This window comes from Streptomyces sp. NPDC101191, from assembly GCF_044767915.1.
In the GTDB taxonomy this organism is placed as follows: Bacteria; Actinomycetota; Actinomycetes; order Streptomycetales; family Streptomycetaceae; genus Streptomyces.
In genome coordinates this window covers 1090032-1113839 of sequence record NZ_JBIWOU010000002.1, presented here as the reverse complement: position 1 = coordinate 1113839, position 23808 = coordinate 1090032, and the positions used below count along the sequence as shown (strand labels likewise).

At 75.5% G+C, this 23808-nt stretch carries 20 protein-coding genes; 9 read left to right on the top strand and 11 right to left on the bottom strand.

What is annotated here, in order from left to right; all coding sequences use genetic code 11:
* The first annotated feature begins 8 nt into the window (after nucleotides 1-8).
* From ACIRQF_RS11875 to ACIRQF_RS11860, 4 genes are read left to right on the top strand one after another with little or no spacing between them, the layout of a single operon-like run.
* Nucleotides 9-962: an ABC transporter permease gene (locus tag ACIRQF_RS11875; RefSeq protein ID WP_382479151.1), complete on the top strand. Its 954-nt coding sequence runs from the start codon at nucleotides 9-11 to the stop codon at nucleotides 960-962.
* Complete coding sequence (locus ACIRQF_RS11870; RefSeq protein ID WP_389753011.1) at nucleotides 959-1849, top strand: ABC transporter permease; 891 nt, start codon at nucleotides 959-961, stop codon at nucleotides 1847-1849. The genes ACIRQF_RS11875 and ACIRQF_RS11870 overlap by 4 nt, the downstream gene beginning before the upstream one ends.
* A 3-nt stretch (nucleotides 1850-1852) precedes the next feature.
* Nucleotides 1853-2869 carry an ABC transporter ATP-binding protein gene (locus ACIRQF_RS11865; RefSeq protein WP_404091252.1) on the top strand — a complete coding sequence of 339 codons (1017 nt, stop codon included), beginning with the start codon at nucleotides 1853-1855 and terminating at the stop codon, nucleotides 2867-2869.
* Nucleotides 2866-3669 (top strand): ABC transporter ATP-binding protein, encoded by an 804-nt coding sequence (locus ACIRQF_RS11860; protein ID WP_389753007.1) that lies wholly within the window; start codon nucleotides 2866-2868, stop codon nucleotides 3667-3669. The genes ACIRQF_RS11865 and ACIRQF_RS11860 overlap by 4 nt, the downstream gene beginning before the upstream one ends.
* 285 nt (nucleotides 3670-3954) lie before the next feature.
* Here ACIRQF_RS11860 and ACIRQF_RS11855 read toward each other — a convergent pair whose 3' ends face one another.
* From ACIRQF_RS11855 to ACIRQF_RS11845, 3 genes are all read right to left on the bottom strand, one after another.
* Entirely contained in the window at nucleotides 3955-4710 is a 756-nt protein-coding gene (locus ACIRQF_RS11855) for a hypothetical protein (protein ID WP_404091249.1), read from the bottom strand.
* 79 nt (nucleotides 4711-4789) lie between these two features.
* Nucleotides 4790-5611 carry an SGNH/GDSL hydrolase family protein gene (locus tag ACIRQF_RS11850; RefSeq protein WP_404091246.1) on the bottom strand — a complete coding sequence of 274 codons (822 nt, stop codon included), beginning with the start codon at nucleotides 5609-5611 and terminating at the stop codon, nucleotides 4790-4792.
* A 173-nt stretch (nucleotides 5612-5784) separates the two neighbouring features.
* On the bottom strand, nucleotides 5785-6438 hold the full coding sequence (locus ACIRQF_RS11845) for a class I SAM-dependent methyltransferase (protein WP_404091244.1): 654 nt from the start codon (nucleotides 6436-6438) through the stop codon (nucleotides 5785-5787).
* A gap of 84 nt (nucleotides 6439-6522) precedes the next feature.
* Between ACIRQF_RS11845 and ACIRQF_RS11840 the strand changes: the two genes are divergently transcribed.
* The 3 genes from ACIRQF_RS11840 to ACIRQF_RS11830 all read left to right on the top strand — a co-directional run bounded on the left by ACIRQF_RS11840 (nucleotide 6523) and on the right by ACIRQF_RS11830 (nucleotide 11040).
* Entirely contained in the window at nucleotides 6523-6780 is a 258-nt protein-coding gene (locus tag ACIRQF_RS11840) for a hypothetical protein (RefSeq protein ID WP_404091242.1), read from the top strand.
* 210 nt (nucleotides 6781-6990) lie between these two features.
* Nucleotides 6991-7692, top strand: coding sequence for a VC0807 family protein (locus ACIRQF_RS11835; protein ID WP_404091239.1), 702 nt, complete (start codon nucleotides 6991-6993; stop codon nucleotides 7690-7692).
* Between the two features lie 294 nt (nucleotides 7693-7986).
* On the top strand, nucleotides 7987-11040 hold the full coding sequence (locus tag ACIRQF_RS11830) for an AAA family ATPase (RefSeq protein ID WP_404091236.1): 3054 nt from the start codon (nucleotides 7987-7989) through the stop codon (nucleotides 11038-11040).
* Between the two features lie 12 nt (nucleotides 11041-11052).
* On the opposite strand, the gene ACIRQF_RS11825 is transcribed toward ACIRQF_RS11830, so the two are convergent.
* Entirely contained in the window at nucleotides 11053-11721 is a 669-nt protein-coding gene (locus ACIRQF_RS11825; protein WP_404091234.1) for a hypothetical protein, read from the bottom strand.
* Nucleotides 11718-13595, bottom strand: a complete 1878-nt coding sequence (locus ACIRQF_RS11820; RefSeq protein ID WP_404091231.1) for an HSP90 family protein — start codon at nucleotides 13593-13595, stop codon at nucleotides 11718-11720. Before ACIRQF_RS11820 ends, ACIRQF_RS11825 begins: the two co-directional genes overlap by 4 nt.
* A gap of 267 nt (nucleotides 13596-13862) precedes the next feature.
* On the opposite strand from ACIRQF_RS11820, the gene ACIRQF_RS11815 reads away from it, so the two are divergent.
* Nucleotides 13863-15944, top strand: a complete 2082-nt coding sequence (locus ACIRQF_RS11815; RefSeq protein WP_404091228.1) for a SpoIIE family protein phosphatase — start codon at nucleotides 13863-13865, stop codon at nucleotides 15942-15944.
* Nucleotides 15945-16175: 231 nt separating this feature from the next.
* On the opposite strand, the gene ACIRQF_RS11810 is transcribed toward ACIRQF_RS11815, so the two are convergent.
* The 6 genes from ACIRQF_RS11810 to ACIRQF_RS11785 form a co-directional block, all read right to left on the bottom strand.
* A complete protein-coding gene (locus tag ACIRQF_RS11810; protein ID WP_376631508.1) occupies nucleotides 16176-16628 on the bottom strand; it encodes an SRPBCC family protein in 453 nt (150 codons plus the stop codon).
* Between the two features lie 70 nt (nucleotides 16629-16698).
* The gene (locus tag ACIRQF_RS11805) at nucleotides 16699-17325 is read right to left on the bottom strand and encodes a DinB family protein (protein ID WP_404091225.1); all 627 of its coding nucleotides are present in this window, start codon (nucleotides 17323-17325) and stop codon (nucleotides 16699-16701) included.
* Between the two features lie 257 nt (nucleotides 17326-17582).
* Nucleotides 17583-19616, bottom strand: coding sequence for an ABC transporter permease (locus ACIRQF_RS11800; RefSeq protein ID WP_404091222.1), 2034 nt, complete (start codon nucleotides 19614-19616; stop codon nucleotides 17583-17585).
* 300 nt (nucleotides 19617-19916) lie between these two features.
* On the bottom strand, nucleotides 19917-20726 hold the full coding sequence (gene modA / locus ACIRQF_RS11795) for a molybdate ABC transporter substrate-binding protein (protein ID WP_404091220.1): 810 nt from the start codon (nucleotides 20724-20726) through the stop codon (nucleotides 19917-19919).
* A 207-nt stretch (nucleotides 20727-20933) separates the two neighbouring features.
* Nucleotides 20934-21329, bottom strand: coding sequence for a molybdopterin-binding protein (locus ACIRQF_RS11790; RefSeq protein WP_404091217.1), 396 nt, complete (start codon nucleotides 21327-21329; stop codon nucleotides 20934-20936).
* Nucleotides 21330-21483: 154 nt separating this feature from the next.
* Nucleotides 21484-21957: an Lrp/AsnC family transcriptional regulator gene (locus ACIRQF_RS11785; protein WP_376631498.1), complete on the bottom strand. Its 474-nt coding sequence runs from the start codon at nucleotides 21955-21957 to the stop codon at nucleotides 21484-21486.
* Nucleotides 21958-22266: 309 nt separating this feature from the next.
* On the opposite strand from ACIRQF_RS11785, the gene ACIRQF_RS11780 reads away from it, so the two are divergent.
* The gene (locus tag ACIRQF_RS11780) at nucleotides 22267-23766 is read left to right on the top strand and encodes an FUSC family protein (RefSeq protein ID WP_404091785.1); all 1500 of its coding nucleotides are present in this window, start codon (nucleotides 22267-22269) and stop codon (nucleotides 23764-23766) included.
* Nucleotides 23767-23808: the final 42 nt, after the last annotated feature.

Here is a 23808-nt window from a genome sequence, read left to right as displayed (position 1 = left end):
TGAACGGCATGCCCCGCTACCTCCTCGGCAGGGTCGCCGGCCTCCTCGGCGTCCTGCTCGTCACGTCCTTCGTCGTCTTCGCGAGCGTCCACCTCGCCCCCGGCGACCCCGTCTCCTTCCTGCTCCACGGGCGTCCCGCCACCCCCGAGACCGTCACCGCGCTCCGTGCCGAGTACCACCTCGACGACCCGCTGGCCGTGCAGTACGCCAAGTGGCTCGGCGGCGTACTGCAGGGTGACTTCGGCCGCTCCGCCCAGTACCACCAGGACGTCTCCACGCTCCTCGGCTCGCGCCTCACCGGCACGGTCCTGCTCGTCGGCTACGCGGCCCTGCTGGTCGCCGTCGGCGGGGTCGCCGCCGGGACGCTCGCCGCGCTGCGGCCCGGAATCGTCGACCGGGCCGTCCTCATCGGCACCGGGATCGCCACCGCGACGCCCTCGTTCGTCAGCGCCATCGGGCTCGTTTCCCTCTTCTCCGTGCACCTCGGCTGGTTCCCCGGCCCCGGCGGCACCCCGGACGGGCTCGGCGACCGGCTCCACCACCTCACCCTGCCGGCCTTCGCCCTCGCGACGACCTTCGCGGGACTCCTCGCCCGCGTCACGCGCTCCGCGATGCTGGACGAACTCGGCCGCGAACACGTCGACGTCGCCCGCGCCCGCGGCGTCGCCGGCCGGACCGTGGTCCGCCGGCACGTCCTCCGCAACAGCCTCGGCCCCGTCGTCACCGTCGGCGGCACCATGCTCGCCGGACTCCTCGTCACCACGTCCATCGTCGAGACCGCCTTCGACGTCCCCGGCCTCGGCTCCCTCCTCGTCCAGTCCGTCACCGCCCAGGACTTCGCCGTCGTCCAGGCCGTCACCCTCCTCAGCGTCGCGGCCTTCGTCCTCGTCAACCTCGCCGTCGACCTGCTGGCGCCCCTCATCGACCCCCGGCTCACCCTCCACGGGGAAGGCACCTCATGACCCTCACCGCACACCCCGGGGCGGCCGACCCCGCGGTCCCGCTGCGCAGGCGCCCCGGCCTGCGCCGCCTGCGGGCCCTCGGCCAGGGCCCGATGTTCACGGCCGCCGTGCTCCTCCTCGTGGCGCTCGTCGCCGTCGCCGCGCTGGCGCCGCTGCTCGCCCCGTACGACCCCGAGGCCATGGACCTGTCCGCCAGCCTCGTCGGCACCGGCGGCGACCACCTGCTCGGCACCGACCAGTCCGGCCGCGACATCCTGTCCCGGCTGCTGCACGGCGCCCGCACCGGACTGCTCGGCCCGCTCCTCGTCGTCGCCGTCTCCACCGTGCTCGGCACCGCCCTCGGTGTGCTGGCCGGCTGGCGCGGCGGCTGGGCCGACGCGGTGCTGTCCCGCTCCATGGACCTGGTCTTCGCCCTGCCCGGCATGCTCCTCGCGATCATGCTCGTGGCGGTGCTCGGCTCCGGCATGACCGCACCCGTCATCGCCATGGCCGTGGCGTACACCCCGTACGTCGGCCGTCTCGTCCGGGGCATCGCGCGCCAGGAGAAGGCCCGGCCCTACATCGAGTCGTACCTGGTGCAGGGCTGGTCCGGCTGGACCATCTGCCTGCGCCACCTGCTGCCGAACATCGCGCCGACCGTCCTCGCCCAGTCGGCGATGAACTTCGGCTACGCCCTGATGGACCTGGCCGCCCTGTCCTTCCTCGGCTTCGGCGTGCAGCCGCCGACCGCCGACTGGGGCGCCATGATCAACGAGGGCCAGTCGGCGCTCCAGATGGGCGCGATGCTGCCCGCCCTGGCGCCGTCCTTCTGCATCGTCCTCGCCGTCGTGGCGTTCGGCATCGTCGGCGAGGGCATCGCCGACCGGATCGCGAAGCGGGAGCGCTGACGCATGACCGACCTGCAGAACTCCCCGCGGAACCCCGGACGGTCCGCCGTCGCGTCGCCGGTCCTGGAGATCGACCGGCTCACCCTCCGGCTTCCCGAGGGCCGGGCCGCCCGCCCCCTCCTCGACGGCGTCTCGCTGACCGTCACTCCCGGCGAGACCGTGGGCCTCGTCGGCGAGTCCGGCTCGGGCAAGTCCGTCGCCTGCCGCACCGTCCTCGGCCTGCTCCCCGCCAAGGCCCGTACGACCGGCCAGGTCAGGGTCGGCGGCCGCGACGTCCTCTCCATGGACCGCGGCTCGCTCGCCTCCCTCCGCGCCCGTGAGGTCGCCATGGTCTTCCAGGACCCGCGCGCCTCCGTCAACCCGCTGCGCCGTGTCGGGGACTTCGTCACCGAGGGCCTGCGCGCCGCCGGCACCCCCGCCGCTCGGGCCACCGCCCGTGCCGAGGAACTCCTCGCCGCCGTCGGCATCCGCGACCCGCGCGGCGCCCTGCGCCGCTACCCCCACGAGTTCTCCGGCGGCATGCTCCAGCGCGTCGTCATCGCCGCCGCCCTGGCCGCCGACCCGGCGCTCATCGTCGCCGACGAGCCGACCACCGCGCTCGACGTCACCACCCAGGCCGAGATCATCGCGATCCTCACCCGCCTCCAGGCCGAGCGCGGCACCGGGCTCCTCTTCGTCACGCACGACCTGGAACTCGCCGCCGCCATCTGCGACCGGGTCTACGTCATGTACGCGGGCCGGATCGTCGAGACCCGCTCCACCACCGAGCTCTTCGACCGCCCCCGGCACCCCTACACGGCGGGCCTTCTCTCCTGCACCCCGCGCATCGACGCCGACGCCCCCGCGCCGCGCCCCATCGAGGGCCGCCCGGTCTCCGTCGGCGAGGCGCCGCCCGGCTGCGCCTTCGCCGCCCGCTGCGCACACGCCCAGCCGCGCTGCACCGAGCAGGTGCCCGCGCTCACCGCGTACGGCGACGGGCTCGCCGCCTGTCACCGCGCCGACGAAGGGATACTCCAGTGACCGCGACCCCCGGGCTCGTCGTCGCGGGACTCCGCAAGGAGTACGGCGACCACACCGCCGTCGACGACGTGTCGTTCACCCTCGCCCCCGGCTCCTCCCTGGGCATCGTGGGCGAGTCCGGCAGCGGGAAGACGACCACCGTACGGATGCTCGTCGGCCTCGAACGCGCCGACGCCGGCACGGTCACCCTCGACGGCCGCGACCGCTCGGCCCGCCCCCGTGGCCGGGCCGAGCGGCTCGCCCGGGCGCGCGAGATCCAGATGGTGTTCCAGGACCCGTACCTCTCCCTCGACCCCCGGATCACCGTCGGCGGCTGCGTCGACGAGGTGCTCCGGCTGCACTTCCGGCTCGCCCCCGCCGCGCGCGAGGCCCGGGTCGCCGAACTCCTCGACCAGGTCGGCCTCGGCCCGCGCGAGGCGGCGGCGCTGCCCCGCGGCCTGTCCGGCGGCCAGCGCCAGCGCGTGGCCATCGCCCGGGCGCTCGCTGCCGAGCCGCGGATCCTGGTCCTCGACGAGGCCGTCGCGGCCCTGGACGTCTCCATCCAGGCCCAGATCCTCGAACTCCTCGCCCGGATCCGTCGCGAGGCCGGTGTCGGCTTCCTCTTCGTCACCCACGACCTCGGCGTCGTACGCCACATCACCGACGATCTCGTGGTGCTGCGCCACGGCGCGGTCGTGGAGGCGGGCCCGACGGCGCGGGTGCTCGGCGCCCCCGAACACCCCTACACCCGGCTGCTGTTGGATTCCGTCCCGCGCCGCGGCTGGGACCCGACGCGGATCGGGCGCTCAGCCGGCGTCTGAGACGGCGCGGCCCCCGCGCGGCTCCAGGCGGGTGCCGCCGAACGCCGCACGGAAGCGCTCGCCGTGGGAGACCCTCCTTCGGGCAGCGGCCCTGGCCCCCGAGGACCCCCCGCATCCGGAGCCCTGGCGGCGCTCCGCACCGGTCGCCGCCGCCCTGGCGGCGCTCCGCACCGGTCGCCGCCCCCCTCACCCGACGGCCGGCCGTGGGCGTCACACGCCGAGTGGCGACGCCGGCCTCGACGAGCGCCGGGCCGGCCGGACCCGGCGGGAACCGCCGGACCGGCCCTACGGGCACTTCTCCTCGAACTTCACCGCGGTCAGCGTGATCGGGCGGCCGTCGAGGGTGGTGCCCGCCGCGGGGCTCTGCGCGCACACCTTCCAGTGGGACTCCAGGAGGACCATGCGGTCACCGAGGGCGTCCTTCACGGTGAGGCTCACGTTCGACGGCAGTGCCCCGCGCGCGACCTTCACGGACGTGCCGGCGAAGTCCTGCAGGGCGCCGCCGGGTTCGGTGTCGGGCGGGGTGCCGGTGTCGGTGGCGGGGCAGGTCTCGTCGAGCTTCACCGTGCCGAAGTCCACCCTGACGTCGGTGGGGTGGCTGCCGGGGGCCGGGGTCTGCGAGCAGACCTTCCAGTTGCGGTCGAGGACCTGGGCGCGGCCCCGGCCGAACGCGTCGTGGGAGGTGAGCGTGCGGAAGCCGAGCGACTGGGCCTCGTCCTGGGCGAACTGCAGGCCCTTGCCGGCGAAGTCGGGGAGGCGGGCCTGCTTCCCCGGCTTCCTGCTGCTCGGGGGGTGCGGCGACGTGGACTCCGTGGGCTCCGTCGACGGAGTCGCGGCCGGCGGCCGCGTCGTCGTGCGCGTCGGGGCGGGTGCCTTGCCGTCGGTGTCACCCTCGCCGGCGCCGGCGAGCGCCACCCCGAGCGCGACGAGCAGCGCCACGAGGATCCCGACGGCGAGGGCGATCAGGGCGCCCGGGGACATGCCCCGGCGCGGCGGGGGCCCGTACGGGTCCGGCTGACGGCCCGGGTGGTCGTGACTCACTGCTCTGCCCTCGGCTCGGTTGTCGTGATCACGCAGAGATCGCCGTGAATCCAGCGAGTCTCCCCGGCCGCCGCTCCGGTCAAACGGGCGTCACCGGCGACAGCTCGGGCCGCTTGGCCGTACGGCCGTCGCCGGACGAGCGGCCACGCAGGCGGCGGCCCAGCCAGGGGCCGAGGAAGGTGCCCGCCCAGGCCACCTCCACCCCGACCGCGAGCAGCCCGGTGGCCGGCCGCACTCCCCTCGGCGGCAGCGGACGGGCCCAGGAGTCGTCGCTGCCCGGCAGCCTGAGGGCCTCGGCGACGGCGGCGGCGATCCGGGCGTGGCCGAGCGGGCCGGCGTGCAGGCGGTCCCTGCTCCACAGCCGGGGGTCGGTGACGACCGGGTGGTGGCCGGTCTCGACGACGGTGACGCCGTGCCGCCGGCCGGCCTCCCGGATGCGCTCGTTCATCGCCGCGATCCGGGGCGCGACCGGTCGGGCCGCGGGGATCATGCGGGTGAGGTCGGGGAAGGTGAGGGTGGCGACCCTGGCTCCCTGCCCGGTGAGCGCGACGAACATCGCCTCCAGGTGCCCGGCGGTCTCGTCGGCGTCGAAGCGTGGGCGCAGCAGATCGTTGACGCCGGCGACGACCGTGGCGAGATCGGGCTCCAGCGCCAGGGCGGGTCCGAGCTGCTCCGCCCGCACCTGACCGGCGAGCCGTCCCCGTACGGCCAGATTGGCGTACCGGAGTTCCGGGCTCGACCGTGCGACCAGCTCGGCGAGCCGGTCGGCCCAGCCGCGCAGCCCGCGCCTGTCGTCGCCGTCCCCGACGCCCTCCGTCTGGCTGTCGCCCAGGGCGACGTAGCGCCGGTACGCGGTGGCCGGAGCCCCCGCCCCCTCCGTCGACCCACTCGCCTCGCTCACGCGCCCACCCTCACACTCGCATACTCGATTAGTCGCATTGTTGAGTATAGGCCCGAGGTGGCGGGGCTTCGCGGCGGGCCTTGCCGCGGTCGCTGCCGCTGCCCGCCTTCCGTGCCCGGCGCGATCAGCCCCGTCCCGCAGGCGACGATCACCGCCTGCGCCGCTCCCAGGGGTCAGCCGTTGGCGGGCGCCGTCATCGTCACGCGCCAGAGGCGCCGGGGCAGAGCGCCCTCCTCGAAGGCGTGCACGCCCTGGAGCGTCCAGCCCTCGGCGAGGCGGTCGACCAGTTCGCGGGAGAAGAAGTGGACCGCGAAGCCGCCGTGTTCGTACACGTCGTCGCCGTGCGACAGACCCGTCCCGAAGTGGGCGTCGCCGGTGTGCCGGACGGTGTAGACGAAGGTGCCGCCCGGGCGCAGTGCCCGGCGCACCTCCGTGACGAGCTCCTCGATCCGCCGTGTCGACAGGTCCATGCAGAGCAGCATGTGGGCGAAGACGGCGTCCGTGGACGCGGGCCCGAACGGCAGCGGCTCACGTACGTCCACCACCTGCGTCGCGACCCGGGCGCCGAGCCCCGCGGCCTCGGCGCCCTCGGCGATCCGGCCCAGCCCCACCGGGCTGAAGTCGGTGGCCCGCACCGTGAATCCGCGGCGGGCGAAGTACAGCGCGTCCCGCCCGTGCCCCGCGCCCAGTTCCAGCACGTCCCGGGCGCCGGCCTTCGCGAAGACGTCCGCCGCGTGGAGCGCCGGGTCGGACGGCTCCGCCCCGTACATGGCGGGGTGTGCCTCGTACGTGCGCTGCCAGTGCTCGCGCTGCGCGTCCTGAGCCATCGCTGCCGTTACTCCTTCGGTCGCGTCGTCCCTGCCCGGAACCCGCAGGCTAGCCTGGCGTGGACCGGGCAGGGGGGAACCTGGATGGACGACGACCACGAGCCGGTGTTCAGGAAGAGCCGGTGGGGCACGAACCGTTACACCTGCAATCCGCGCAATCCGATCGGTCTCGCGCTCATCGTCGGCACGCTGGTCCTCACCGGCGTGATGCTCCTCCTCATGGAGAACCGGGCCGGTCCCTTCGCGCCTCCGTCCGGCCCCACCTGGAGCCCTCCGCCGGAGACCTGGCCCGCACCCGCCTGGCCCTCCGCGCCCGCCCCGCCCACGGTCACCACCCCGTAGGCGCGCCGGGGAAGCCTCCGGCGGCCGACGGCGCTCCGCGCGCGTCAGGGCGGTCTTCCCGGGACAGGGGACGCGCAAGGTCCGGATGCATCCGGAGTGCCATGTTCCGGACAACTTGAAGATCATTTTGGCCGGACGCACCTTGTGACGCCCCCTCGGCGGCCCTAGCGTGCCGATGCCGCACCGATCTGCAATGACCCAGGGGGATCCATGTCCGCACCACCCGTGCGACCCGCAGCACCGGCCCGATCCGGGGCCGCCACCGCCATCGGCTGGACGCTCACCGTCGGCCTCAACATCGTGGCGCCCATCGTCACCTTCGGTGCGCTCACCGACCATGGCTGGAGCGACGCCTCCGCGCTGCTCGTCAGCGGCGTCTGGCCGGTTCTCGACACCGTGATCCACCTCGCGTGGCACCGGAAGATAGACGACTTCGCCATCGTCTCGATCTTCTTCATCGCCCTCACGGCCGTCGTCTCACTCGTCGGCGCCGACTCCACCCGGGCCCTGCTCGTCAAGGACTCGGTCGTGACCGGGCTCTTCGGCGTCCTCTGTCTCGCCACCCTGTTCGCGCCCCGGCCGCTGATGTTCTACTTCGGCCGCCGCTTCGCCACCGACGGGACCGCCGCGAGCCACGCCTGGTGGAACGGCCTCTGGCAGTACGAGGGCTTCCGGTCCACGATGCGCCTCATGACGATCGTCTGGGGCGTCGGCTACCTCGCCGAGGCCGTCGTCCGCATCGTCCTCTCCTACGTCCTGACCGTCAGCACGATGGTGGTCGTCAACCCCTTCCTGATCTACGGCACCCTCGGCGTGCTCGTCCTGTGGACCATCCGCACCGGCAAGCGCTCGCGCGCGGAGGGCGAGGCCAGGGCCGCGGCCGCGGCCGGGGCCGCCACCGCGGAGGTCTGAGCGCAGGATCCCGGCTCACGGGGCCGAGCCACGGCGCTCCCGGTCGCACGGGCGGGGGCCCGGGCCTACGGGCCGGGCCCCTTTCGCGTACCGCCGTCCTGACCACCGCCTTGACCACCGCCCCGACCGCCGCCCGACCACCGTCTCGACCACCGCCCCCGACCACCGCCCCGACCGAGCGCGCCCGTTGCCGCGAAGGCGATCACGCGGCCGCCGACACCGGGGGGCGGCGGAGCCGCTGTCAGTGGCGTGCCGTACAACGGGAGGTGGGGAACGAAGTGCGCGGGGGACCTGGTGACGAACACCCATGCGGAGGAGGGCTGCGTCGACCGCGCGCCCTTCGCCGGACGACGGGCCGAACTGGCCCGCCTGGAGTCGCTGTCGGCATCGACGCGCCGCCGCGCGCCGGACGGGCCGACGGCCCTCGACATCACGGGCGAGCCCGGCATCGGCAAGAGCCGCCTCCTCACCGAGTTCGCCGCCCGGGCGCGCCGCGCGGGCCTCACGGTGCTGCACGGCCGTGCCACGACGGACGGTTCTCCGGCCACCCCCTTCCAGGTCTTCGCCGACGCGCTCGCCGACCTGCCGGCGGAGGGGCCGCAGGCCGGGCCGGGCGCGTGTCCGTACCCGGGGCCGTCCGTCACCGGGCAGGTGGAGCCCTTTCCGTACGGCACCGGGACGGGCGAGCACGCGCGCGGGGCGCTGCCGCAGGGCTGGCCGGAGCCGTACGGATCCTTCCGGCGCACCGCCGAACTGCTGGCCGGCGCGGCCGCGACGGGGCTCGTCGTGCTCCTGGACGACCTGCACGCGGCCGACCGCGCCTCGCTCGACCTCCTCGACCACCTGCTGCGGCACCCGGTCGAGGCGCCCGTCCTCCTCGTCCTCGCGCGCCGCGAGGCCCCGGCGCCGCCCGAGCTGGCCGCCGTTCTCACCCGGGGGAGCGAGCGCGGGACGCTGGCGGGAATGGTCCTGGGTCCGCTCGACGAGGAGGAGTGCGCCGTCCGGCTGGCGCCGGGACTTCCCCGGGAGCGGGTGGCCGAGCTCCACGCCGCGGCCGGAGGCAACCCGGCCCACTTCCTCGCCCTGGCGGGAGGGCGCGGCAGCGGAGCCGCCCGTGCGTCCGTGCTCGGCGAACTCGCCCCCCTGGACGCCCTTCCCCGCGCCGTGGTCGACGCCGTCGCTCTCCTCGGCGACGGGGCGCGTACGGACCTGCTGCCCGCTGTGACCGGAGCGGATCAGGACGCGGTCGGCACGGCCGTGCGGGAACTGGTCCGGCTCGACGTCGTGCGCCCGCACCCGGACGGAGGCCTCCTGACGCTGCGTCACCCCGTGCTCGCCGAACTGGTGCGCCGGGCGATGGACCCGCTGCGGCGCCGCGCGTACCACCGGAGGGCGGCAGAGGGACTGGCCGCGGCGGGTGCCCCGGTGACCGAGCGCGCCGCGCACATCGAGCGGTACCTCACGCGCTGGGAGCCGGACGCGGCCGCCGACCTGGTGCGCGCGGCCCAGCTCACCGAGGCCACCGACCCCGCCCTCACCGCCCGCCGCCTCGCCGTCGTGCTCCGGGTCCTGCCGCACACCGCCGCACACGACCCCGAGCGGTTCGAGCTGAAACTGCGCCGCGCCCGGGCCCTCGGCGCCGCCGGCCAGGTCACGGAGAGCCGCGACCTGCTGCACCGGCTGATCGCCCTCTGCGGCCCGTCCGAGACGGGGGCGGGGGGCGAGCCCGGGCAGCCGCCGGCCGACGACCCCGCCGGACCGAGCCACCACCCAGCCCGGTCGGGCCACTGTCCTTCCCCCCAGGGCCCGTACCGGCCCCCGGCCGACCACCATCCTGCGCCGCCCCGCGACGGGGACGACCCCCGGACGGCCGCCGTGCTTCTCTGCGCCTTCACGGAGCGGCACCTCGGGCGCTACCGCGAGGCCGACGCCCTCATCCGGCGTGAGCTGCGGCGGGTGCCGGGGCCCACGTCCGGTCTGCGGCTGAGGCTGGTCGTCGAGTGGGGCTGCCGGGCGCTGTTCGAGACGCGGTTCCCCGAGGTGCGGGGCGAGCTCCGTGCCGTGCTGGCCGACGCCCGGGTCCGGGGGGACGAGGCCGGTGCGGTCGAGGCGCTGACGCTGGCCGCGCTGGGCGAGGCGTACGAGGGGAAGACCGCCGACGGGCAGGCGTACGCGCAGGCGGCGGCCGGGCTCGTCGACGCCATGACCGACGGCGACCTCACCGCGTGCTGCGAGGCCCTGGTGCGGCTCGGCTGGAGCGAGATCTTCCTGGACGACCGGGCCGCGGCCGAACGGCACACGACCCGCGGCATCACGCTGGCCCGCCGGGCCGGTCGCCCCTTCGCGCTGTCCCAACTCCTCCTCTGCGCCGGTTACGTGCACGCGCTGACCGGTCGAGTCGACTCCGCCCTGCGCCTCGCCGACGAGTCCCTCGCCCTCGCGGAGACCCTCGGCGGCGACGAGGTGATCGGCTTCTCACGCGCGATCCGGGCCACGATCCTGCTGTTCGCCCGCCCCGTCGGCGCTCCGGAGGCACTCGCCGCCGCGGAGGAGGCCGCGGCGACCGTGGGCCCCGGCGGAGGCTGGTGGGGCACGCTCGCCCGCAGCCTGCTCGCCACGGCGGTCCCCGTCACCGAGGACCCGCACCGCGTGCGGGACGTCCTCCTCACCGCGGGCGGCGGCCCCGAACTGCCCCGCATCCAGCCGTCCCTGCGCCCGACCTTCCTCGAACTCCTCGTCGCCGCAGCGCTCGCCGTCGGCGATCCGGCCGAGGCCCGTCGCGCCGCCCGGCAGGCCGGGACGGAGGCCGACCGGCTCGGCCTGCCCGTGCAGCGGGCCGCCGCCCTGCGCTGTCGGGCCAGGCTGCACGCCCACATCGGCGAACCGGCGGCCGCGGCACGGCTCTTCGCCGAGGCCGCCCGCGACTACGCCCGCTCGGGGGTGACGCTCCGGGAGGCCCACACCCTGCTCCTCGCCGCGCCCGTGGCCCGGGCGTCCGGCGACCCGGACGGAGCGGCCGCGATGTGGCACCGCGGCCGGCGGCTGGCCGCCGCGGGCGGGGCGCGGCTGCTCACCGACGTCGCCGACCTGACCCGTACGGCCGCCCTCGGCCCCGAGGTGCCGCCGTGTCCCCCGGCCGCGGCATCGGCCGGACCGCTCTCCGTGCTCACCCCGCGCGAGCGGGAGATATCCGTGCTCGTCGCCGAGGGCCTGACCAACCAGGCCGTGGCCGACCGGCTGTCCCTCAGCCCCCGGACGGTGGAAAGCCACGTCGCCCGCGTCTACCGCAAGACGGGGGTGGTGAGCCGGGCCGCCCTCGCCGCCCTCGTGGCCCGCGCGACGCGCTGACCGGGGCCCGGCTCACAGGCCCCACGTCGGGATGACGCCCGCGGCGGCGACCAGCAGCGCCTCGCACTCGGCGGCGACCAGGGCGAGCGACCCGTCGGGGTCCGGCAGGTCCGCTACGTCGTCACGCACCCGCCGGGCCCGCTCGACCGCCGCCTCGGCCCGGCCGAGCCCCCACTCCAGGCGTACGGCGAGGAGCTCGGCCCGCAGCCCCCCGGCACGGCCCGGCGCGCCGCCCTGGCGGAGGGCGGCCACGGCCCGCTCCGTGTGGTCGAGCGCCCGAGCGAGGCAGCCGAGCTCCGCCGCGTACCGCTCGGGGGAGTCCTCCGCGCCGGCCGTCGGTCCGGGCAGGGACTCCAGGGTCAGGCGGGCCAGGTGCCGTCGGCTGTCGCCGATCTCGCAGGCGTACCATGCGCGTTCGGCGTCGCTCCGGGCCGCCGTGTGCGCCCGTTCGCAGACACGGAGCGCCTCCTCCAGGATCACCTCGGCGGTGTCGGGTCCCCACACGTCGAGCGCCACCCACGCCCGGGCCCGCAGGGCGCGCGCCGCCCAGCGGACGGCGCCCAGGGCCCGCCACAGATCGGCGGCCCGCTCGTACGCCTCCGCCGCCTCCTCGCCCCGGCCCGCGGCCGCGAGCTCCTTCGCCGCCCGGTCGGTGAGCACCGCCCGCACGCGCGGGCTCACCGGTGCTCTCCGGCAGGGTGCCCGGGGGCGGAGTCCGCCGCGGCGCCGCGCCGGGCGGCCGGCGGACGCACGGCCCGGTCGAGGAGCGCGAGGAAGGAGCGGTCGAGCAGGGCGTGGTCCGCAGGGCGGAGCGGGCGTCGGGCCGTGAGGAGGGCCTGTCCGTAGAGGGCTTCGACGGCCGTGGCGGTCAGCTGCGGGTCGTCGAGGGTGGCGATCCGGCGGACGAGGGGGTGGTTGTGATTGAGGACGAGCCGGGCGCGGGGGGCGTCGTCGTGCGGCGCGTCGCGGTTCCCGGTGCCCCACCGGTGCCCGGCCCGCTCCTCGGCCCCGGCCCGTGGTCCGGGGCGCGCGGATCCGGCGTCGAGGTGCAGTGCGGGCAGCGTCACCGGCCGGTAGGCGCGGACGTCGACGTCGCAGCGGTGGGCGTCCAGGACCGTGCGGGCGACGGCCAGAAGGTCCGCGAGGGCCGGCTCGGCGCCGGGCGGGAGCGGGCCGAGGCGGTCGGTGACCGTGCCCGTGTCGAGTTCGGTGACGACCGTGCCGGGGCGCACGTACGGCAGGCGCTCGACGAGCGCGCAGGCGTAGGGATGGCCGCCGTTGACCAGGCCGACGCCCTGCGCGGCGGCGATGGCGGCGAGCTGGCGGAACTCGTCGACGGTGCGGGTGAAGTGGACGACGCGGTGGCGGCGGGCGAACTCGTCGAGCGACAGCCGGCCGTCCGTGGTCTCGAACGGCAGCCACGGCAGCAGCGCCGCCAGGATCCCGTCGTCGTGCCGGGCCAGCGACTTCACCCCCAGGTGGTGCACGGCGAGGAGCCGGCCGAGCCGTTCCGGGTCGGTGGCCGCCAGCTCGGCGAGCCGGTCGCGGACGGCCCGCCCCAGGGCCTCGCGCACGCAGGCCAGGGCCTCGTCCTCGGCGAGGGCCTCGCGGGAGGCGGTGGGGCGCAGGGTGTCGGTGTCGAGGACGCAGCGCACGAAGTAGGCCCAGTCGGGCAGCAGCCCGTCCGCGCGCTCCGTGAGCAGCATGCCCTTGAGGTGCACCCGGTGGTCCGCGCGGTGGGCGGGGCTGACCTGCCAGGGGACGACGTGGGCGATCCCGCGCAGCCCCACCAGCGGCAGGTCGAGGTCGATGGAGTCGAGCGGCCGGAAGCCGAAGAGGCTTTCGCAGTGCGCGGCGAGGGCGGCGCGGCGGGCGGCGGGGGAGGGGTGGGTGCGGTCCCAGGGGGCGGGGAGGTCGTTGACGGGCTGGTCGGCGACCCGGATGTCGTGGGGGAGGAGGGAGCCGAAGTCGCGGGCGAGGGTGAGGACGCGGTCGTGGGTGAGCCACTCCTCGGTGCCCGGGCGGGCGGTGAGGTGGACGGTGGTGCCGGGGTGGGGGTGTTCGCCGGGTGGGAGGGTGCGGACGGTGTAGGAGCCGTCGTCGTGGGCGCGCCATTCGACGGGCGGTGTGTCGGGGGTGCGGGCGGAGCGGGAGACGACGCGGATCTCGCGGGCGACGACGAAGCAGGCGAGCAGGCCGATGCCGAACTGGCCGAGGAAGTCGGTGCGGGCGGTCTCCAGGCCGTGGGCGGCGTCGCGTTTGGAGCTGCGGCCGATGGTGGCGAGGAGGGTGTGGACGTCGGTCTCGGTCAGGCCGATGCCGGTGTCGGTGATGCGCAGGCTCGTGCCGTCCGCGTGAATGCGGACGTGGGCGGGAGCGTCGGGCTCGTGGACGCGTCGCTCGGTGAGGGCGTCGACGGCGTTCTGGAGCAGCTCGCGCAGGAAGACCCGCGGGCTGGAGTAGAGGTGGTGGGAGAGCAGGTCCACCAGGCCACGCAGATCGACCTGGAACGTGTGGGGCTTGTCGGGGGCGATCTCGGGTTCCTCGAAGTACATGGATGCGCATACATCTCGATCTTTGTCCCCCGACTCTGACAGAATCCCCCGCCTTCGCACATCCGTAGAACTACGGAATCCGGGCCCCGACCCGTCCGTCGTACCCCCGTGCACCCCGTGGCGCGGACCGTGACGTGAAAAGGCGCGCGCCCGGCGAACGCGGTCGGCGGACTGCGCAGCGCCCGTCCGGTATGTCTCGGATAGGGTGAATCGGTAAGTATCGCGGGATGCGCCCCACAGGGCCCGGCCGATGCGTAGGTCGATGCGTTGGACACTCACCAGTCGCCGAGCAGGGTTCCGCAGCCGCCCAGGGCGGCCGTCGGATATGCGGGCGTGCTCAACGACCTGCTGCCGATCGCCCTCTGGCGGGAGGACGCGCGGGGCCTCATCGTCGAGTGGTCGCTGGCCGCGCAGGACCTGCTCGGCTACCGCCCCGAGGACGTCATCGGCCGGCCCGCCGCCCCCATCCTCGTGCCCAGTGCCAACCGTGAGCTGGCCGACCGGCTGACCCGCAAGGTCCAGTCCGGCGAGACCGTCGTCGGTACCCTCCCCGTACGGCACCGCGACGGCCACTCGGTCGTCATGGAGATGTGGATCGTGCCCGCCGCCGACCCGGCCGGGCGCCCCGGCGCCATGCTGATCGCCTTCGAGACCTCGCAGGTGGTGAAGATGCGCGACTCCCTCGCCGCCCTCGAATCGCTCTTCACCCAGTCGCCCATCGGCCTCGCCACCCTCGGCCCCGACCTGCGCTTCCTCCGCGTCAACGACGCCCTCGCGCAGATGAACGGCGTCCCGCCCGCCGGACACGTGGGCCTCCGGCTCACCGAGGTCGTGCCCGGCGTCAACGCCGGCGCGCTCGAAGCGCTCATGCGGCAGGTCCTGGAAAGCGGCCACCCCGTCATAGACGCCCGCCGGGCCGGCCGGACCCCGGCCGACCCCGGCCACGACCACATCTGGTCCAACTCCTACGCCCCGCTCTTCGATCACGGCGGGCGGCTCCTCGGCATCATCGCCTCCGTCATCGACATCACCGAGAGCCAGCAGGCCCACATCGAGGTCGAACGGGCCCGGGAGCGCTTCGCGCTGCTCGCCGAGGCCGGCGAACGCATCGGCACCACCCTCGACCTGCGGCAGACCGCCGAGGAGGTCGTCGACTTCCTCGTCCCCAAGCTGGCCGACTCCGCGGACGTCCAGCTCCTTGAAGCCGTCCTGGACCCCGACGAGTCCACCGCCGCCACGCGCGGTGTCCTGCGCCGCCTCGCCGCCGGCTTCCCCGACCCCACCGCACCGACCGCGCTGCTCGCCGTCGGCCAGACCTTCCAGATCCCGCTCGACTCCGTGTACGAGGAGGTCATCACCGAGGCCCGTGCCATGGACCTGAGGGTCGGCGACATCCCGGCGCTCATCCGGGACCCCCGGCTGGAGGCACTCCGCCGGTACCTGTCCACCCGCATCGGCTCCGCCCGGCTGATCCCGCTGGTCGCGCGGGGCAAGGTGCTCGGCACGGTCTCGGTCACCCGGCTGCGCACCCGGACACCCTTCGACGAGCAGGACCGGGTCCTCATGGACGAGGTCGTGGCCCGCGCCGCCCTCAACATCGACAACGCGCGCCTCTACACCACCCAGCGCCAGGCCGCCCTCACGCTCCGGCGCAGCCTCACCAACAACGTGCTGCCCGACGTCACCGGCCTGGAGCTCACCGGCCGCTACCTCCCCGCGAGCGACCACGACGTCGGCGGCGACTGGTTCGACGTCGTCGCCCTCCCCGGCGGCCGCACCGGCCTGGTCATCGGCGACGTCATGGGCCACGGCATCCACGCGGCGGCCGTGATGGGACAACTCCGCACCGCCGTGCGCACCCTGGCCCGGCACGACATCGCGCCCGCCCGCATGCTGCGCTCCCTGGACGCCGTCGTCGCCGACCTGGGCGAGGACGAGATGGCCACCTGCGTGTACGCCGTCCACGACCCGGCCACGGCCGTGTGGACGATCGCCCGGGCGGGGCACCCGCCGCCGGCCGTCGTCACCCCCGACGGCACCGTCACCTTCCTGAACGGTCCGCCCGGCACCCCGCTCGGCACCGGCGCCCACGAGTTCGGCACCGAGGAGGTCGCCCTGCCCACCGGCGGCCTGCTCGTCCTCTACACCGACGGCCTCATCGAGTCCCGGGACCGCGACCTCGACCAGGGCATGGCGAGGGTCGCCCTGGCGCTGCGGGACATGGACCGGCCGCTGGACTCACTGTGCGACGAACTCCTGGCCGGGCTCCCCGAGGGGCCGGCCCAGGACGACGTGGCGATGCTGCTCGCCCGTACGACGAACGGCGCCGAGACGAGGGGACGCGCCTGACGGTCCGGCCGGTGGGCCTCCGCCCCGGGGGCCGGCCCGGCCGCCCCCGGCCGGATCCCGGACGGGGGCGGTCGGATCACGGACGAGGGCCGGCCGGATCCCGGACGAGGGCCGGCCGAGCGGCACGCGGTGGTGCGGTCCGTCCGGGAGACGGTCGGCGGGTGCGGGGGTGCGGGGGTGCGGGGGTGCGGGGGTGCGGGGGTGCGGGGGTGCGCGGGGGGGCGTGCCTGCTCAGGCGGGTGCGCCGCGCTCCAGAATCTCCTTCAGATGTCGTTCGTCCCGTGCCATCTCCTTGCGCATCGCCGGCTTGACGACAAGCGGGACCAGCGCCTTGCCGATGCCGTGGCCCTCGAAGTCGAGGTCGAAGGTCACCCGCGAGCGCGTGCCGTTGTCGAGCGGCTCTATGGTGCCCTGGAGGTCGGGGCGGATAGGACCGTCGGTGCCGTGGACGTGCCAACTCCGCGGCGGGTCCATCGCGGTGAGTTCCACGTTCGTGTCGATGTCGCGGCGCCCCATGTGCCGCGTCACCCTGACCTTCTGTCCGGCGGCCCCCGGGGTGCCGCCGATCCGGCTCACCTTGACCGCGCTCTCCTGCCATTCCGGCAGGTGCGTCGGATCGGTGACGTAGGCGTAGACGTCCTCGGGACGCCGGTCGATGTCGACGGAGGCCTTGATCCTGGACATGGCGCCTCCTTGCTCGCGCGAGGATGGGTCTGCTCCCATCGTCCCACGCGGGACCGGGTCGCAGCAGGGGTCAGCGGCCCGCGCCGCCGGCCCGGTGCAGATCCCTGAGCAGGGCGATCTCGGCGCCGTGGTGGAGCAGTTCCTGGTTCATCCACCACACGACGTCCACGAACGCCTCGTCCGGGTCGCCGCCGTGCGGATAGGTGCTGTAGCCCACCGTGTCCAGGTCCGCGTCGGTCAGTGCCACGAGTGCCTTGCGCCAGGCCGCCGTGGACTCCTCGAGGTCGGTCACGGCCGAGGCCGCGTCGCCGCGGCTGCGGAAGTCGTCCCGGGTCAGGCTGTGGCCGCCGACGGTGTGGTCGGTGCGCAGCACGAACATCTCCACGAGGTGGCTCAGCCGCCAGGCGATCGTGGTGAACGGCGCCGGCTCGGGGTGCGGGGGCGGCGTCGCGTCCCGGCCCCAGTCGCCCGCGCCGGTGAGGACCGTGGCGCGTGCGCCGGGGCCCGATTCGCGGGGGCGTACCGACCAGCAGTCCGGCACCGGTTCCCACAGGTACTCGGCGTCGGTGATCGGACCGACCCGGACGTCCGTCCCGTTGCCGCTGTTCATCAGCGGACCGTTGAGCCGGTTCACGAGCCGCTCGCGCGCGAAGTCGTACTGCTCCAGGAGGGGGACGAGGCGGGGCGGGAGGGTCACGGAACGCTCCAGGGTCGACGGCCGTTGCGTCCGGCACCCTGCCACACGCCCAGCGCCCCGCGACAGCGATTTCCTCCCTGCCGGGACGTCCTGCCGGGACGCCGTGCCAGGACGCACGGTCGTGATGTTTCGGAGGGGCGCCGCTGGGCCAGCCGGAGGGGCGCCGCCGGGCGTGAGTCCGGCGGGAGGGCACGACGCCGGGCCAGACGGGGCGCGACGCCGGGCCGGAGTCGGGCCGCGGAGGGGGCGACGCCCGCTCAGAGGGTCACGACGGTCACCTCGGTGGCCTTCACGCCCGTCCACACCGCCGTGCCGTCCGCGAGGCCGAGCTCGGCGGCCGCCTGCGGCGTGATCTCGGCGACGAGCGGCGGCACCCGATCGGAGGTGATCAGCACCCGCAGCCTGCTGCCGCTGGCGGTGATCTCCCGCACGGTGCCGGGCCAGACGTTGCGGGGGCTGCCGCCGGGCCGTTCGCGGTGCACGGCGACCGCCTCGGGCGGGATGATCGCGAGCACCTCGGCGCCCTGCGGCAACGGATCGGCCGCCACCAGCGTGCCGCCCCCGGTGAGCGCGAGGCCGTCGGCGGTGGTCCTTCCGGGCCACGCGTTGCTGCCCAGCATCCGGGCGACCCAGGGCGAGCGCGGATGCCGCGCGACCTCGGTGGGCGCGGCGTCCTGCAGGGCGCGCCCGTCCTCGAGGACGAGCACCCGGTCGGCGAGCGACACCGCCTCGACGGGGTCGTGCGTGACGATCAGGCAGACCCCGCCGAACCCGGCCAGGTGGGTGCGCAGGGTGTGCCGTACCTGGGCGCGGGTGGTCTGGTCGAGGGCGGCCAGCGGTTCGTCGAGCAGCAGCAGCCGGGGCCGCGCGGCGAGCGCGCGGGCCAGGGCGACCCGCTGCGCCTGCCCGCCGGACAGCTGGGCGGGCCTGCGCTGGGCGAGGTGCCCGACCCCGAGCCGGTCCAGCCAGGTCTGTGCCGCGCGCCGGGCCTCGGCGCGCGGCACGCCACGGGCCCGCAGCCCGTACGCCGTGTTGGCGAGGGCGTTCATGTGCGGGAACAGGGCCCCGTCCTGCGGCACCCAGGCGACGTGCCGGCGGTGCGGAGGCAGGTCGGTGACGTCGGTGGTCCCGAGCGTGAGCTCGGCGTGGGCACGCGGGGTGAGGCCGAGCAGGGCCCGCAGCAGGGTGGTCTTGCCGGCGCCGTTGGGGCCGACGACGGCGATGGTGGTGCCGGGCCCGGCGTCCAGGGTGAGCCGGGCGAAGCCGCTCACCTCGGCGTGCAGCGCCCAGCGCTCGGTGTCCCCGCCGCCCGTAGAGCCGGTCCCGGCCTCCGTGGGGCGGCCGTCCGTGGGACCGGCCCCGCCGTCCGCGCGCCGGGCACCCGTGCCGGTGGCCGCGCCGTCCCCTACCGCGGCTGCGGAACCGGCCCGCGCGGTGGCGGGGGCGGCCGCGCCGTCCGGGGCCGCCGGATCGTCCGCGACCGGTGCGGCGGCCGACCGGACGTTCCGCGGCGTACCCGTCCAGCGGCCGCGCAGCGCGACGAGGACGCCCATGGCGATGGCGAGGAGCAGCAGGGAGACGGACGTCGCCGCCTCGGGTTCGTCCTGGAGCAGCAGGTACACCTGGAGCGGCAGGGTCTGGGTGGTGCCCGGCAGGTTCCCGGCGAAGGTGATCGTGGCCCCGAACTCGCCGAGCGCCCGTGCCCAGGTGAGCGCCGCACCCGCGAGCAGCCCCGGGGCGACCATGGGCAGGGTGACCGTGCGGAAGACCCGTACGGGCGAGGCGCCGAGCGAGGCCGCCGTCTCCTCGTACCGCGGCCGCAGCCCGGCGAGCGCGCCCTCCAGGCTGATCACCAGGAACGGCATCGCGACGAAGGTCGCCGCGACGACCGCGCCGGAGGTGTGGAAGGGCAGGGTCAGACCGAAGGTGTCCTCCAGCCACGGCCCGAGCAGTCCGCGCCGCCCGAAAGCGAGCAGCAGCGCGACACCGCCGACCGTGGGCGGGAGGACCATCGGCAGCAGCACGAGCGAGCGGACGAAGGCCTTGCCGGGGAACGGCACCCGGGCGAGCAGCCAGGCCAGCGGCACGCCGAGCAGCAGCGAGAGGCCGAGGGCCCAGAAGGAGACGAGGAGCGAGAGCTTGAGCGCCTCCACCGTCCCCGGCCCGGTCAGATGCGTCCCGAGCTCGTTCCACTCGGTGCGCACCAGGATGCCGATCAGCGGCAGCATCAGGAACGCGATCGCGAGCAGCGCCGGGACGGCGAGGGCGATCGGGGTGCGGGGTCTGTTCATCGCTCGTTCCTGGTGTTCCACGGGCGGGGGGGGGCCCGCCCCCCCGGACGGGGCGCCCCCCCCCCCCGGCCCCCGCCGCGGGACCCGGGGCCCGGTCGGCCGTCCCAACAGGGGGTGGGACCCCCCCGCCAGGGGGGTCGCGAGCGCGCGCCGCGCGGGGCGGGGGGGGGCGTGGGGGGGGGGGGGTCTGTTCCGCGCTGGTCCGGGGTCTCCCCGGGGGGGGGGCGCCCCGCCCCCCGGGTCGGGCCCCCCCCCGCGGCTCGGACGCAGCCTCGGTCCCGGCTGCCGTGACGGCCTTCCCTACGGCTTCTGGAAGCCCGCGTCCTGGAGGATCTTCTGCGCCTCCGGCGAGGACAGCCAGGCGACGAACGCGGCCGCGGCCTCGGCGTTCTTCGCGTCCTTGAGCGCGGCCGCCGGGTACGTGGCGAGGGCGTTCTGGTCGTCGGGGATCTCCACGGCGTCGACCTTGTCCTCGGCGCTCTCGGCGTCGGTCTTGTAGACCAGGCCGGCGTCGGCCTCGCCGAGTCCGACCTTGCTCAGCACGGCGCGCACGTTGGGCTCCTGCGAGACGGGCTTCACCGTGATCTTCTGGGCGTCCAGGATCTTCTTGCTGTACTTGCCGGCCGGCACCTCGGGGGCGGCCAGGACGACCTTCAGCTTGGGGTCCGCGAGGTCCCTGAGGCTGCCGACCTTGTGCGGGTTGCCCTCGGCGGTGGCGATGACCAGCCGGTTCTTCGCGATGACCGTCGGGGCGCCGGTGTCGGCCCTCACCTTGTCCATGCTCTTGGTGTCGGCGGTGACCAGGGCGTCGGCGGGGGCACCCTGCGCGACCTGGGCGACGAGCTCCTGCGAGCCGGCGAAGGAGAACGTGATCTTCGTCCCCGGGTGGGACGTCTCGTAGGCGGCGCCGGCCGTCTTGAAGACGTCGGTGAGGGAAGCCGCCGCGAGGACCGTCAGCTCGGTCTTCTTCGCGGAGGCGCCGGCGGCCGGCGAGCCGCCGTCCTTCGCGGTGCCGTCGTCGTTCGAGCAGGCCGCGAGCGGCAGCAGCAGACCGGCCGTCACGGCCGCGACGAGGGCGCGGCGTCCGGTGCGGGTGGGCAGGAGGGACATCGGGGGAACTCCTTGGACGAAGGGGCCCGGCGCGGCCGGTGACGGAACGGCGGCGCCGGTTACGGGGACGGGGCACGCGGGATCGCGTTCGGGAGGCCCGAGGCGTCCCTGCGGGCCGAGCGGCCGGGGCCCGGCGGACCGGGCGGTGCGCCGCGGGTGTCCGGAGCGGGCGGGCGCACCCCGCGAGCGGAGCGGGGCGCGGGTCGCTCAGACGCGGTCGATGTGGACGCTGGTCGATTTCACGCGGGCCGTGGCCTGCATGCCGACCTCGAGGCCCAGCTCTTCCACCGCCTCACGGGTGAGCAGCGAGACGAGCCGGTGCGGGCCCGCCTGGATCTCGACCTGGGCGGCGATGTCGCCGAGCTTGACGGCGGTCACGATGCCGGGGAAGGCGTTGCGGGCCGAGGTGTACGGCTCCTCGTCGTCCCCGGTGCCGCCCTGGGCGATCTCGATGGAGAACGCGGCCAGGGCACGGCCGTCGATGAGCCGGCGGCCGCCCTCGTCGCGATGGGTCGCGACCCGGCCGGCGTCGGCCCAGCGGCGCGCGGTGTCCGGGCTGACGCCCAGCAGGCGCGCGGCCTGTCCGATGGTGTAGGACTGCATGTGCGCCACATTAGGCCCGGTGGCATCTCATCTGCAATCAACTGTGGCGCATCGTCCTGGCACCTGCCGAGCGGCCTGGAGGAACCTATGAACGCCGGGCGCCGCGCGGCCGCTCCGGCGCCGCTCGCCGGTTTCCCCGAGGCGTCGGCCCGGTTCAGCGGGCCCTTCGCCCCACGGCTTCGACGAGCGGCAGCAGGCGGTGCGGCACCCGCTCGCGCAGCGCGATCTCCGTACGGGTGCGGACCACGCCGGGCAGCTGGATCAACCGCTGGATCACGTCCTCCAGGTGTCCGGCGTCCCGTGCCACGACGCGGGTCAGGAGGTCGCCGCCGCCCGTGATGGAGAAGGCCTCGACGATCTCCGGGACGCCCGCCAGCGCGTCCCCCACGTCGTCCAGGTGGCCCTGGGTGACCTCGATGTGCACGAAGGCGAGCACCGGGTGCCCGAGCGCGGCGGGGGAGAGCACCGGACCGGTGGCGGTGATCACGCCGTCCCGTTCGAGGCGGTCGATCCTCGCCTGCACGGTGCCGCGGGCCACGCCGAGGATCCGTGCGTACTCGCGCACGGATGTGCGCGGCTGCTCGATGAGGAGCCGCAGGATGCGGGTGTCCAGCTCGTCCACCGCCATGGTCCGTTGGCCCTCCTCTGGTCGTAGCCTCGCCGTCTCGACTGTACCAATGGTCCAGCCTCTCGCCCGTCGGTTGAGCCAGTGGGCGGAACAATGCTTTCCTCTTGGAAGAGTTGGACAGATGGCGCCGCGCACGCGCCGGACCGGCAGGGTGGCCGGCCCCGGACCCGCGGCGCCATCGCCATGTCCGAAGCCATACGGATGCGGCCGGGACGGCCACGACGACGAAGAGGGTGTGTGTACGGCAGCGGGGGCGGAACGACCGTCGTGAAGAAGGGCCTGGTGGCAGGCGTCAGGATCCTGCGCGGGATGTGCGTGGCCCCCGACCCGGGCAAGGTCCGGCTGAGGGTCGCCACGCGCGCCGTGCTCGGTGTCGCCCTGGCCGTCGCCGCGGCCGAACTGGCCGGGCTGTCCCTGACGGCATCGATCACCGCGGGGCTCGCCGCGCTGCTGGCCCTGTTCACCGTGGGCGACCCCACCGTGCGCCGCCAGGCCGTCACCACCACGCTGCTGCCGCTCGCCGGCTTTCCCGTCCTCGCCCTCGCGACCGCCCTGCACGGGCTGCCGATGCTGCGCGACCTCGCGTGGCTGCTCGTCGTCTTCGCCGGGGTGTACGCCCGCCGCTGGGGGCCGCGCGGGCACGCGCTCGGCATCTTCGCCTTCATGCAGTTCTTCGTGACGCAGTTCCTGCACGCGCTGCCCGCGCAGCTGCCGGAGCTGTTCACCGCCGTGCTGCTCGCGCTCGGCGCGGCTAGTGCGGTGCGCTTCGTCGCCTGGTGCATCGAGCGGCGCGTCCCGCCGCCCGCCGCGCCCGCGCCGCTGCCCGGCATTGGGCTCGCCCGGCCCACCACCCGCCAGGCCTTCCAGGCCACCGCCGCCTGCGCCGTGGCTCTCGCGGCCGGCCAGATCCTGTCGCAGGACCGCTGGTACTGGGCCGTCGGCACCGCCTGGTGGATCTTCGTCAACACCGCCTCGCGCGGCGAGACCCTGGTGCGCGGCTTCCGCCGGGTCGTCGGCACCGTGACCGGCATCGCCGCCGGACTGCTCGTCGCCCTGCCGCTGGAGGGCGCCGCCGCGCCCACGGCCGTGCTCGTGGCCGCCTGCGTCTTCGGGATCTTCTACACCGCCCCGCTCTCGTACAGCTGGATGATGTTCTTCGTGACCGTCATGGCGGGACTCCTGTACGGGTTGCTCGGCGTCCTGCACCCGGGGCTCCTGTTGCTCCGCTTCGAGGAGACCGCGGTCGGCGCCCTCGGCGCGGCCGTCGGCGTCGCGCTCCTGCCGGTGACCACCCACGCGGCCACCAACGCCTGGATCCAGCGCGCCGTGACCTGCGTGCACGCCTGCACCACCGCCGCGGCCCGCCGCCTCGCGGGCGACCCGCACGCCGATCCGGCGCCGCTCGCGGCCGAGCTCGACCTCCTCCTGGCGCGCGCCCGGCTCACCCTCGCGCCGCTCGTCCATCCGCTGAGCCCGCTCCGGGCCCGCAAGGCCCGGGCCCGCCGGGTCCTTGCCCTGCTCGACGACTGCGCCCGCGAGATCCGCGGCCTCGCGGCGGTCGCGGCCGACCCCGACGCCTCCCACGACGCCCGCCTCGCGGCCGCCGCATGGCGTGTCGAGGCGGCCGTCCACGCCCTGGTCCCGCCGGGGGCCCCGGCCCGGCCCGAGCCGGCCACGCCCGGTCTGCGGCCCCACCACCCGGGCGCGGAGGCCGCCCTGGCGCACCTCGACGGTCTCGAACGCGCCCTGGTGGACCTCGCCACCCCGCTGGGCACCTCCCCGCGCGCCCCGCTGGTCCCCGCGGCCTGACCCCGCGCCTCCGTCTCAACGCTCCGACGTGGTCTAGACCCC

Coding starts and splice junctions, on each gene's coding strand:
- ACIRQF_RS11875 (WP_382479151.1), top strand. CDS start 9: ATGCCCCGCTACCTCCTCGGCAGGGTCGCCGGCCTCCTCGGCGTCCTG.
- ACIRQF_RS11870 (WP_389753011.1), top strand. CDS start 959: ATGACCCTCACCGCACACCCCGGGGCGGCCGACCCCGCGGTCCCGCTG.
- ACIRQF_RS11865 (WP_404091252.1), top strand. CDS start 1,853: ATGACCGACCTGCAGAACTCCCCGCGGAACCCCGGACGGTCCGCCGTC.
- ACIRQF_RS11845 (WP_404091244.1), bottom strand. CDS start 6,438: ATGGCTCAGGACGCGCAGCGCGAGCACTGGCAGCGCACGTACGAGGCA.
- ACIRQF_RS11840 (WP_404091242.1), top strand. CDS start 6,523: ATGGACGACGACCACGAGCCGGTGTTCAGGAAGAGCCGGTGGGGCACG.
- ACIRQF_RS11835 (WP_404091239.1), top strand. CDS start 6,991: ATGTCCGCACCACCCGTGCGACCCGCAGCACCGGCCCGATCCGGGGCC.
- ACIRQF_RS11820 (WP_404091231.1), bottom strand. CDS start 13,595: ATGTACTTCGAGGAACCCGAGATCGCCCCCGACAAGCCCCACACGTTC.
- ACIRQF_RS11810 (WP_376631508.1), bottom strand. CDS start 16,628: ATGTCCAGGATCAAGGCCTCCGTCGACATCGACCGGCGTCCCGAGGAC.
- ACIRQF_RS11800 (WP_404091222.1), bottom strand. CDS start 19,616: ATGAACAGACCCCGCACCCCGATCGCCCTCGCCGTCCCGGCGCTGCTC.
- modA (WP_404091220.1), bottom strand. CDS start 20,726: ATGTCCCTCCTGCCCACCCGCACCGGACGCCGCGCCCTCGTCGCGGCC.
- ACIRQF_RS11790 (WP_404091217.1), bottom strand. CDS start 21,329: ATGCAGTCCTACACCATCGGACAGGCCGCGCGCCTGCTGGGCGTCAGC.
- ACIRQF_RS11785 (WP_376631498.1), bottom strand. CDS start 21,957: ATGGCGGTGGACGAGCTGGACACCCGCATCCTGCGGCTCCTCATCGAG.
- ACIRQF_RS11780 (WP_404091785.1), top strand. CDS start 22,267: ATGTGCGTGGCCCCCGACCCGGGCAAGGTCCGGCTGAGGGTCGCCACG.